The 10,174-nt window shown below is 56.9% G+C and carries 10 protein-coding genes; all 10 read right to left on the reverse strand.

Annotated features, from left to right (window positions below; translation table 11 throughout):
• Positions 1-246: 246 nt before the first annotated feature.
• The 10 genes from LKE08_RS02620 to LKE08_RS02665 all read right to left on the reverse strand — a co-directional run bounded on the left by LKE08_RS02620 (position 247) and on the right by LKE08_RS02665 (position 9,957).
• Positions 247-1,470, reverse strand: coding sequence for an amino acid ABC transporter permease (locus LKE08_RS02620; RefSeq protein ID WP_324702635.1), 1,224 nt, complete (start codon positions 1,468-1,470; stop codon positions 247-249).
• A 76-nt stretch (positions 1,471-1,546) separates the two neighbouring features.
• Positions 1,547-2,719, reverse strand: a complete 1,173-nt coding sequence (locus LKE08_RS02625; protein ID WP_324702636.1) for an ABC transporter permease subunit — start codon at positions 2,717-2,719, stop codon at positions 1,547-1,549.
• A gap of 199 nt (positions 2,720-2,918) precedes the next feature.
• Positions 2,919-3,989, reverse strand: a complete 1,071-nt coding sequence (locus LKE08_RS02630; RefSeq protein WP_324702637.1) for an amino acid ABC transporter substrate-binding protein — start codon at positions 3,987-3,989, stop codon at positions 2,919-2,921.
• 137 nt (positions 3,990-4,126) lie between these two features.
• Positions 4,127-4,333, reverse strand: coding sequence for a hypothetical protein (locus LKE08_RS02635; protein ID WP_324702638.1), 207 nt, complete (start codon positions 4,331-4,333; stop codon positions 4,127-4,129).
• 33 nt (positions 4,334-4,366) lie between these two features.
• Positions 4,367-4,597 carry a hypothetical protein gene (locus LKE08_RS02640; protein WP_324702639.1) on the reverse strand — a complete coding sequence of 77 codons (231 nt, stop codon included), beginning with the start codon at positions 4,595-4,597 and terminating at the stop codon, positions 4,367-4,369.
• A 246-nt stretch (positions 4,598-4,843) separates the two neighbouring features.
• Entirely contained in the window at positions 4,844-5,755 is a 912-nt protein-coding gene (locus LKE08_RS02645) for a lipid kinase (protein WP_324702640.1), read from the reverse strand.
• A gap of 104 nt (positions 5,756-5,859) precedes the next feature.
• On the reverse strand, positions 5,860-6,252 hold the full coding sequence (locus LKE08_RS02650) for a hypothetical protein (RefSeq protein WP_324702641.1): 393 nt from the start codon (positions 6,250-6,252) through the stop codon (positions 5,860-5,862).
• Between the two features lie 14 nt (positions 6,253-6,266).
• Positions 6,267-7,259, reverse strand: a complete 993-nt coding sequence (gene secF / locus LKE08_RS02655; RefSeq protein ID WP_324702642.1) for a protein translocase subunit SecF — start codon at positions 7,257-7,259, stop codon at positions 6,267-6,269.
• Positions 7,260-7,301: 42 nt separating this feature from the next.
• A complete protein-coding gene (gene secD / locus LKE08_RS02660; protein WP_324702643.1) occupies positions 7,302-8,693 on the reverse strand; it encodes a protein translocase subunit SecD in 1,392 nt (463 codons plus the stop codon).
• A gap of 280 nt (positions 8,694-8,973) precedes the next feature.
• Positions 8,974-9,957, reverse strand: a complete 984-nt coding sequence (locus tag LKE08_RS02665) for an alpha-ketoacid dehydrogenase subunit beta (RefSeq protein ID WP_324702644.1) — start codon at positions 9,955-9,957, stop codon at positions 8,974-8,976.
• Between the last annotated feature and the right edge of the window lie 217 nt (positions 9,958-10,174).

The raw sequence follows: 10,174 nt of genomic DNA on the forward strand, positions 1-10,174 counted from the left end.
CGGGGAAACTCAGACCCGCGAACCGGGGGGTTGACAAAGTGCGGATTTTGTGCAGGGGTGCGGAGGGAGCGATCGCGATCGGGTCAATTTTGATGGTCGTGACGCCCCCGGCTTGTGATATCAAATCTGCGGATATTGAATCGGGTGGAAGACAACGGAGAGCTTGGGAATGCATCCAAAGACCCAAATTATCGGTAAGGTTCGGGCGGAAGGGAAAAAACCCTACACCCTAGACCCTACACCCTATTATTTATGCTCCGTATTGAGTTGTTCTTCCAACTTGCGGCTCGCCAGGGACATCGAGTAGCAGAACACCCAATAGAGAACTCCGATAAACAGGTAAACCTCCGAATAGCGCCCCAGAAACTTGGGGTTTGCCAGGATAGAACGGCTAATGCCCAGCAACTCCACCAGTCCGACGATCGCCAACAAAGTCGTATCCTGAAATAGGCTGATAAACTGTCCGACAATAGAGGGAATCGAGATTTTCAAGGCCTGGGGTAAGATAATCAACCCCAGCGTCAACGGGGCATTTAATCCGACAGCTTTCGCCGCATCGAATTGACCTCGGGGAATCGCCTGCAAGCCGCCGCGGACGTTTTCCGCCAGGTAGGCGGAACTGAACAGGGTCAGGCCGACGATCGCCCGCAGGACGCGATCGGGGCGCATTCCTTCCGGCAGAAATAGCGGCAGCAAAATCTGCCCCATAAATAGAATTGTAATTAAGGGCAGTCCCCGGATCAGTTCGATGTAGGCGACGGACAGCCAGCGGATCACCGGCAGGGGGCTTTGGCGTCCCAAAGCCAGCAAAACGCCGATGGGGAAACAGAGCAAAATGCTGATCACCGACATCAGCAGGGTGAGCATCAGGCCGCCCCAGAGGTTGGTGGAAACGACTTTCAGACCCAACCCGCCGCCGATCAGCCAGACGGCGACAATTAACAATACAAACCAGGAGAAAGGCAACCACTTGCCCAGCAGCGGTTTGATACTCCCGACCTGCCGTCCCCCCCAGGCGCCGAACAGGTTGAGGGCGACCATGCCGATCGCCCCGAGTCGGTAGATGATCGGTGTCGGAATGATCAGCATCAACAGGGTGATGATGGTGATGCCGATGACGATATTTTGGCTGAATAGGGTTGTCGTCCGTCGGGCTAAAAATCCCCAGGTGATGCCGGAGAGAGTGGCAATGAGGGCGAGTAACACCCACAATCGCCAATACTGGTCGTTGGGGAAGCGGCCGGCGAGAAACAGGGGTAAGTTGGCGGGAATGACGCTCCACTGGGCTTGGGTTCTCGCCCAGACGAGGAAACCGGCGGCCATCCACAGCAGGAAGCTGACGATCGCGATCGTGACCACGCCGTTGTACCAGGTATTGAATAAATTCTTACGCAGCCATTCGATAAAGCCTCCCGATTCGTCGGGAGGTTCGCGGGTGAAGTTGGACGGTTGCGGATTAGTTGTGGTCATCGGTGATGGTTATTTTTATGAATTACAAAATCGATTCGCTTTCCCGACTCCCTAATACCGACTCCCGACTCCCCATTTATCTTTCCCGCAGTTGGACACTGCGGTTGAGGAAGTTCATCGCGATGGAAATCAGCAGGTCGATGGTGAGGTAGGTCGCCATGATAATCAGCATCACCTCGACGGCCCGTCCGCTTTGGTTGAAGGTGGTGTTGGCGACGTTGTAAAGGTCGGCGTAGGCGACGGCGATCGCCAAACTGGAGTTTTTCGCCAAATTCAGATATTGGCTGTTGAGGGGGGGGATGATCACGCGCATCGCCTGGGGAAACACCACCAGACGCATCACCGGCCCGGGTTTTAAACCCAGGGAACGGGCGGCTTCCCACTGCCCTTTGGGGACGGATTGAATGCCGGCTCGGACGATTTCGGCGATGTAGGCGCCGGTGTAGATGACCAGGCCGACGAGGAGGGTGGTAAATTCGATGGTCAGCCGCAGACCGCCCCGGAGGACGGGGTTATCTTCGGCGCCTTCCAGGGCGGGTTGTTGCCAGCCCAAGGCGAATAGAATAACTGCCGCCGCCACAACTGCCAGGACGGCGAGGGCGACGAGTTGGGGCTTGCCGGACTGTCCCCGTTCGACCATCACCTTGACCCGCCACCTCCACACGAAAAATGCCGCGATCGCTTCAATTATCAAAAATGCCAGCCAAAACCCGATCGCCGGACTCGCCGGCCAGGGGATGTAAATTCCCCGCTGGGTCAGAAAAATGGAGTCGAGGACGCCGATGCGATTTTCGACTTGGGGAAGTTGCAGGAAAATGCCGTACCAAAATAGCAGTTGCAGCAATAGAGGCGTATTTCGCACTAACTCGACATAAACCAAACCGATCTGACGGAGTAGCCAGTTGTTGGAAAAGTAAGAAACCCCGGCGACGATGCCCACAATAGTGGTGAGGATGATTCCGAAGAACATCACCCGCAGGGAGTTGACCAACCCCGCCAGCAAAACCCTGGCGTAGGGGTCGGTGGGGGTGTAGGGGATCAAGCTTTCTCCGATACCGAATCCGGCGGTACTATCGAGGAAGCCGAAGCCGAATTCGCTGCCCGTCTGTTGCAGGTTGCGGGTGAGGTTGATGCCGCCCAAGGTAAAAATGGCGAGCAAGATGGCGACGACGAGCACCTGAAGGGCAATTTTCCAGAAGCGATCGTCTCGCCAGAGGGGAATTTTCTGCTGATGGGTGTCCGTTGTCATGGTTTTCGTGGGGTGGTGGGCGGAAGGGGACTTTTTGAGGAATCAAATCCGCCCCGGTCAAAAGTCAAAAGTCAAAAATTCCCGTTTCCTACGCACTGATTCGGGTGAGAGTGAATCGGTCCTAGGGAATAGGGAATCGGCAATCCATCACCTTCCCTACACCCTACACCCTACACCCTACACCCTTCTCCAGTGGCAATTAACGGAACGGCGGTGCGTAGAGCAAACCACCGTTAGTCCACAGGTCATTTTGACCGCGATCTAGGTTGAATTGAGAGCCTTCGCCGAGGTTGCGATCGTAAATTTCGCCGTAGTTGCCGACGTGCTTGACGGCCCGGGCGGCGAAATCGTTGCTCAACCCCATGCTTTCGCCCAAATCCCCTTCGACACCGAGAAAGCGGCGAACCGTGGGATCTTCGCTGGTTTGGGCGAGTTCTTCGACGTTACCTTGGTTGATGCCCAATTCCTCCGCTTCGATCAGGCCGAACGTCACCCACTTGACGGTATCGAACCAGGCTGAGTCATTGTTGATCGTCACCGGTCCGAGGGGTTCTTTCGACATGGTGACGTCCAAGAGGATGTGTTCGTCGGGGTTCGGGAGGGTGCTGCGGCGGGCAATCAGTTGCGATTTGTCGGAGGTCATGCCCTCGCAGCGGCCTTCGGCGTAGGCGGCGTAGGCGGGGTCCGCCTGTTGGAAGGTGACGGTTTCAAAATCCACGCCCCGTTTCCTCATGTTGTCGGTCAGGTTGAGTTCGGTGGTCGTCCCCGCTTCCACGCAGACGGCCCGACCCTGAAAATCTTCCAAACTGGTGATGCCGCTGTCGGCTCTCACCATCATCCCCTGGCCGTCGTAAAAGGTCGTGGGGGCAAATTCCATCCCCACCGAAGTGTCCCGGCTGAGGGTCCAGGTGGTGTTGCGGGAGAGCATATCCACTTCGCCGGCTTTGAGGGCCTCGAAGCGTTCGGTGGAGTCCAAGTTGCGGTACTCCACGGCGTTGGGATCGTCAAACAGGGCCGCGGCCACCGCCTTGCAAATATCGACATCCAAGCCGGAATATTCGCCCGTCTCGTCCACGAAGCTGAAACCCGGAATGCCGCCATCGACACCGCAGACGAGCGTTCCCCGGTTTTTGACGACATCGAGGCGACTCTGAGTCGCCCCCGTCGAACCCGCCCCCCCCTCATCGGAACCCGTAGTTCCCGATTGGCAGGCGGTGAGGGATGCGACGGACAGGATGCTCGTCAGTAAAATAAAACCCCATTTACGCATGATTTTTGAATTGTCTTTGAATCGGTTGGTCAAGAACGACAAGCAACCAAAGTCTGAACTTTGGATGCCTCAAATGTTACTAAGCTTACCTCAACCTGGTCATTTGACAAGGGAAGGGAGTGCAAGAGAACGACAATTCAATTGCGAAAGATATCAATCTGAAATGCGATCGCTCTATCCGGAAGATATAAGGACCCGACGACCGGGGCGATCGCGTGGGCGGACCCTTTTATCAGAATAACGGTGACTCGACTGGCCTGCCGAAAGGAAGCTTGGCGGAACGGATCGGCCGAGTCGAATTCCGACCGACTTCCCCCTCGCCCAATTTTTTGGCTTCGTACCATTCGGTTAAAAAATATACGGCAAACAGACCGCAATCATGCCATCGATTCCCCCGTCAGGCGGGCTTCGGCCAGGTCGCGAATCAGGGACAGTCGGGAACTGATATAGTCGTTCAACAGATCGACTTCCTGGCCGTTGATGCTGGATTCGGTTTTCAAGCGCTTCAGCAAACACTGCACGAGGCTATCGTCGTCCAGACTGACCAACTGCGAGGGTTGCGTTGTTTCAACTAAAGACCAAAGTTGGCGGAGCATTGCGGGAGTCATAAGACCTCCTTATCGGTTAATCATCGCTCCCAAAGGCTGGGAGTCCACGAGTTTCTTACTACGCAGCCATTTCTGGATTGTCCAGGATGGATAGGCTGCCTTTATTTTTTCTTTATACTTTAAACCATAACCGAAATTCGCCCCGTCAAACACCAAATCACACAAGATGTCACATGAATTATCAATTACTTAATCAAGCGAAGCATAACTTGACAAAACTCATAAAGTGTAAAGTTCGATACACAATTATCTCTTCTTTCGGGTCGATTCCTTCTTTCTCGGCACGATCACCTCGATCGCTTTCGGAATCACCCGGAACCGGGCGGGGGTGTGGGCAGTAATTTCGCCGTCCGTGTTGATGGGATAGGGTTTGGCCGTCACCACTTCAAATTCAGTCCCCGAGAGCGTCCGCGTCCCCAAATCCCGGCGGTGACGCCCGGTCCACAGGGCCAGCAAAACCGTAAAAATTTGCCACCAGTGCTGAATTTCCAAGCTGTAGAGATCCAGACGGCGATCGTCGATAGTGGCGTCGTGGGCGATCCGCATCCCGCCGCCGTAAAACCGCCCATTTCCGATCGCAATTTGTAACGTTTTCACCCGCTTCCACCGGCCCTCAAATCCGATCTCCGCCTTGAACGGACGCCGCGTCAAAATCACATTGACGGCCGTGATGAGATCAGCAAAAATACCCCACCGGCGTTTGGCATCCCGGGTCAACTTGCGGGTGATATTGACGCTCAATCCCAGACTCGCCACGTTGAAAAAATGCTTCCCGTTCACCCACCCCAAATCGATCCGGTGTCGGTGTCCCACCGCGATGGTCTGGCAGGCCTCCGGAAGCGAAAGCGGAATCCCCAAAGTCCGGGCTAGATCATTAGCCGTCCCCAAGGGCAAAATCCCCAGGGGCAGGTCCGTCCCCACCAACCCCTCCACCACCCGATTCAGGGTGCCGTCCCCGCCCCCGACGATGATCAGATCCACGCGATCGCGATAGCTGCGGATCAGCGGCGGGAACTCGTCCGGATCTTGCACCGACTCCTGAATAATCTCCAAACCCAAAATTTGCAACTGAAGCAACGCCTTCGGCAATTTCTGCTGCACCTGGCGGGCGTGGGGATTGGCCAACAGCAAAGCCGTTTTGGGATCAGGTCCGAACATAATTAATAATTAATAATTAATAATTAACAATTAATAATTGCCTATTGCCTATTCCCCATTCCCCATTCCCCATTCCCTACACCCTACACCCTACACCCTACACCCTATTCCCCGATCACCCACCGCCAGAGGGGATGATTCGGTCCTTGTTTGCGAATTCGCAAGACCTGTTTTTCCAGGCGTCGGCGGTAGTCGCGGGGGAAGCCGATCAAGATGTTGCGACTCTGCCAGAGGAGGGTGCTGGCGGTCATGCCGAGACACAGGCCCAGACCGATCGCGCACAGGCGGTTGTGAAATAAACTGTAGCGCACCGTGGCCCAGGTGAAATAGTCCAGCAATAGGACGATGTCCGATCGCATCCCCCACAGGCTCAACGGCGCCACCAGCAGCCACAGGAGGGCCACGACCGCCCAGCGGCAGTAGACGGTCAATTCGTGCAGTTTCCGCATCTGGGCGGGCAGGCTGGGGTCGTCGGAGTTCGATTCGGGATACCACATGGGAATGTCATCTCCTATTCCTCGCCCGAGACGGGTTGGGGTTTGTCCTTGGCGACGGGGGTAGCTTTGGAGGGGTGACGTTCCCGCCACCAGGCCAAAAGGGTGCTGGCGACGAAGATACTGGAGTAGGAACCGGTGATGAAACCGACGATCAAAGCCAGGGCGAAATATTTGAGGGTTTCCCCGCCGAACAGGAAGATGCACACCAGGGGCAGCAGGGTGGTGACGGTGGTGTTGATCGATCGCGCCAGGGTTTGATTCACCGCGTCATCGACGATCCGGTTGATGGGGGCCTCCGGCATCCGCTTCAAAATTTCCCGGATGCGATCGTAGATTACCACCGTGTCATTAACAGAAAATCCGATAATTGTCAAGAGGGCGACCAAAAATAATGTGTCCGCCTCCACTCCCAACGTCAACCCCAAAATCGAGAAGATGCCCATCGTCACGAAAACATCGTGGAAGAGGGCGACGAAGGCGAAAACGGCGTAGTCGAACTGGAAGCGGATCGTCAGGTAAACCGTGATCGCGGCGAAGGCCACCAAGAGGGCCGTGAGTCCGGAAGTAAAAATTTGCCGGCCCAGGGTCGGCCCCACGGTGTCGATCTGGGTAGCCTGGGGGTCGAACTGGCCGATCGCATCTTCCAGGGCCGCTTCGAGGCGGGTGCGTTCGTCCACGTCCAGGCTTTGGGTGCGGACGGAGACGATCTGGCGGTCGCGGGCGATCGGATCTTTGTCCAACAACTGCACCGAACTGTTGCCCAAATTCTGCCCCACCAAAACCTCCCGCACCTCGGCGATGTCGATGGGCCCGTCGCAATTTCCCGGAACGCTACAGTCGAGTTCCAACTGGAGGCGGGTTCCACCGACAAAATCCAACCCCGGACGCAGGGGGGCGCCGATGTCGGGGCGGGTCCAGGAAATCGCCATCGCCACCAGTCCGCCGAGGATGACGGCGGCGGAAATCGTCCACCAGAGCGATCGCTGTTTGGTAACGCTAAAGGTCATAGGTCAGTCTGAGATTGTGGATAGAGACAAGGGGGGCGGAAACTAAGTCTCCTTGGGGAGATTGGGACAAAACAGGTCGGGCTTGCGGAACTCCGACATACTGATGGCTGTAAACATGAGGGTGCGGCTGCAGGTGACGGCGGTGAACATACTCACGGCCACCCCCAAACCGAGGGTGAGGGCGAACCCCTTCACCAGACCGGTCCCGAACCAGAACAGGGCGACGCAGGCGATGCCGGTGGTGACGTTGCCATCCAGGATGCTGCCGAAGGCGCGGTAAAACCCCGACTCCACGGAGCGATAGAGGGTCTTTCCGGCCCGCAATTCTTCCCGGGTGCGCTCGAAAATCAGCACGTTCGCGTCCACCGCCATGCCGATGCTGAGGATAAATCCGGCGATCCCCGGCAGGGTGAGGGTGACGCCGAGCAGGTTGAAGAGCGCCAACGTCAGCAAAGCGTAGACCACCAAAGCGATATCCGCGATCGCCCCCGGTAGTCGATAATAAGCCACCATGAAGATCAGCACCAAAATCAGACCCCCGATGGCGGCGTAGACGCTGCGCCGGATGCTGTCCCGCCCCAAGGTCGCCCCGACGGTGCGGTTCTCCACGATTTCCACGGGGACCGGCAGGGCGCCCCCCCGCAACTGCACGGCGATGTTGTTAGCCTCTTCGGCGGTGAAGTTTCCCGTAATCACGGCGCTGCCCCCGGTGATGCCGGTTTCTGCAAATTCCACCGAAACCGTCGGATAACTCAGCAGGCTCTCATCCAGAAAGATCCCGATCGTCCGCCCCGTCCCGGCCAAATTCTTGGTGAGTTCGGCGAAGTTGTCGCCCCCCTCGTTGTTGAAGCGCAGCACGATTTCCCAACCGTTGCTCCCCTGGGTGGGTTGGGGGAAGGAATCCTGGAGTTGCTGGCCGCGGATGACGGGATCTTGGTAAAGTTGAGCGATCGCCTCGTTGCTCTCTTCGAGTTGTTGGAGGAGTTCGTCGAGTTTCTCGTCCTCCCCTTGGGCGATCGCTTCTTCCACCTCCGCTTGCAAAACTCGGTTCACCTGCACCTCCGCCAGAAGCTGGCCCTCGGTGCCCCGCTTCTGTTCCCGAAAGTCCAACTGGGCCGTCCCCCCCAACACGCGCTCGGCCTGTTCCGGGTCGCTGACGCCGGGAAGCTGCACCAAAATCTGGTCGTCCCCCACCGTCTGCACCACGGCTTCCGACACCCCCAGGCCGTTGACGCGGTTCTCGACGACGCTCTGGACGGCTTCGAGCACCCGCTCGTCAATTTGGGGGACTTCCTCGGAGGTCTGCAACTGGATGGTCAGTTGGGAACCGCCGCGCAGGTCTAATCCCAGGCGGATGGGGACTTTGACCAAAACGATGACGGAGGCAATGACCAGAATGAGGATCAAGATCAGGAGGGAACGCTGTCTTCGCATACTAAATTTGAGGTCGGTGAGCGGACTGGAGAACAGACGGAACGGGCGATCGCACCCGCCGGGGACAGGGCGACAAGTGCTTGTGGATTGATTTTGGGCGAGGATGACAAACCTGGAAACCCTCATGAAAAGGCGGTTTCTATTCCCCACACCCCACACGCCCACAGGCCTACACCCGTTTGCAATCAAAGCCAGTCTAACATTTGAGCCGCACAAAAAATCCCCCGCGTGGCGGGAGATTTGGGAGCGATCGCCCGCAATTCGAGACGGTATCGGCCAATTAAACCCGGACGGACATCATATTCTGGACGGCCTCCAGAATTTGCTCGGGTTGCACGATCGTCAGCCGTTCCAGCATCCCGTTGTAGGGGGTGGGGATGTCTTGGGAGGAGAGTCGCAGCACCGGGGCATCGAGTTCGTCGAAAAAGTTATCGTTGATGGAGGCTGTCAGTTCGGCTCCGATGCCCCCCGTTTTCATACATTCCTCGACAATGATCACCCGGTGGGTTTTGCGGATCGACGCCCCGATGGTTTCGAGATCCAGCGGTTTGAGGGAAATCAGGTCGATCACTTCCGGATCGAACCCCTGTTTGACCATCGCCGGGACGGCCTGCATGACGTGGTGCCGCATCCGGGAGTAGGTCAGGATCGTGACATCTTTCCCCGATCGCACGATCTCGGCTTTGTCGATGGGGACCACATATTCCTCGTCCGGGATATCTTCTTTGAGGTTATAAAGCAGGACGTGCTCGAAAAATAGCACCGGGTTGTCATCCCGAATCGCCGATTTGAGCAATCCCTTGGCGTTGTAGGGGGTGGAACAGGCGACGATTTTGAGCCCGGGGACGGCTTGGAAATAGGACTCCAGACGCTGGGAGTGTTCGGCGCCCAACTGCCGCCCCACCCCGCCGGGTCCCCGGATCACCAGGGGCATTTTGAAGTTGCCGCCGGAGGTGTAGCGGAGCATCCCGCCGTTGTTGGCGATCTGGTTGAAGGCGAGGAGGAGGAATCCCATGTTCATCCCTTCGATGATCGGCCGCAGTCCGGTCATGGCGGCGCCGACAGCCATCCCCGTGAAACTATTTTCCGCGATCGGCGTGTCGAGTACCCGCAGGTCGCCATATTTTTTGTGCAGATCCTTGGTCACTTTGTAGGAACCCCCGTAGTGGCCGACATCTTCCCCCAGCACGAATACGGAGGGGTCGCGGGCCATCTCTTCGTCGGTGGCTTGACGCAGTGCATTGAAAAGTAGAGTCTGTGCCATCTGGATTGATCCGAGTGTAGTGGATGTGACTGTTTATAATAACCCCTTCCGGGTGGCGATCGCTCCCAAACAAGAAACCGGGTTTCTAGAAGCATCTTCAATTTCCCCACAAAGATCTCAGTAGAAACCCGGTTTCTAGGCGCGATCGCTCCCAACAAAGAAACCGGGTTTCTAGAAGCACCTTGGGTTTCCCCCCGAGATCTCAATAGAAACCCGG

Origin of the sequence: Lyngbya sp. CCY1209, assembly GCF_035615495.1 — a bacterium.
Classification (GTDB): domain Bacteria; phylum Cyanobacteriota; class Cyanobacteriia; order Cyanobacteriales; family Microcoleaceae; genus Limnospira.

Excerpts from the sequence above, each read along its gene's own strand:
- LKE08_RS02620 (WP_324702635.1), bottom strand. The coding sequence starts at position 1,470 with ATGACCACAACTAATCCGCAACCGTCCAACTTCACCCGCGAACCTCCC.
- LKE08_RS02625 (WP_324702636.1), bottom strand. The coding sequence starts at position 2,719 with ATGACAACGGACACCCATCAGCAGAAAATTCCCCTCTGGCGAGACGAT.
- LKE08_RS02630 (WP_324702637.1), bottom strand. The coding sequence starts at position 3,989 with ATGCGTAAATGGGGTTTTATTTTACTGACGAGCATCCTGTCCGTCGCA.
- LKE08_RS02635 (WP_324702638.1), bottom strand. The coding sequence starts at position 4,333 with ATGGTACGAAGCCAAAAAATTGGGCGAGGGGGAAGTCGGTCGGAATTC.
- LKE08_RS02640 (WP_324702639.1), bottom strand. The coding sequence starts at position 4,597 with ATGACTCCCGCAATGCTCCGCCAACTTTGGTCTTTAGTTGAAACAACG.
- LKE08_RS02645 (WP_324702640.1), bottom strand. The coding sequence starts at position 5,755 with ATGTTCGGACCTGATCCCAAAACGGCTTTGCTGTTGGCCAATCCCCAC.
- LKE08_RS02650 (WP_324702641.1), bottom strand. The coding sequence starts at position 6,252 with ATGTGGTATCCCGAATCGAACTCCGACGACCCCAGCCTGCCCGCCCAG.
- secF (WP_324702642.1), bottom strand. The coding sequence starts at position 7,259 with ATGACCTTTAGCGTTACCAAACAGCGATCGCTCTGGTGGACGATTTCC.
- secD (WP_324702643.1), bottom strand. The coding sequence starts at position 8,693 with ATGCGAAGACAGCGTTCCCTCCTGATCTTGATCCTCATTCTGGTCATT.
- LKE08_RS02665 (WP_324702644.1), bottom strand. The coding sequence starts at position 9,957 with ATGGCACAGACTCTACTTTTCAATGCACTGCGTCAAGCCACCGACGAA.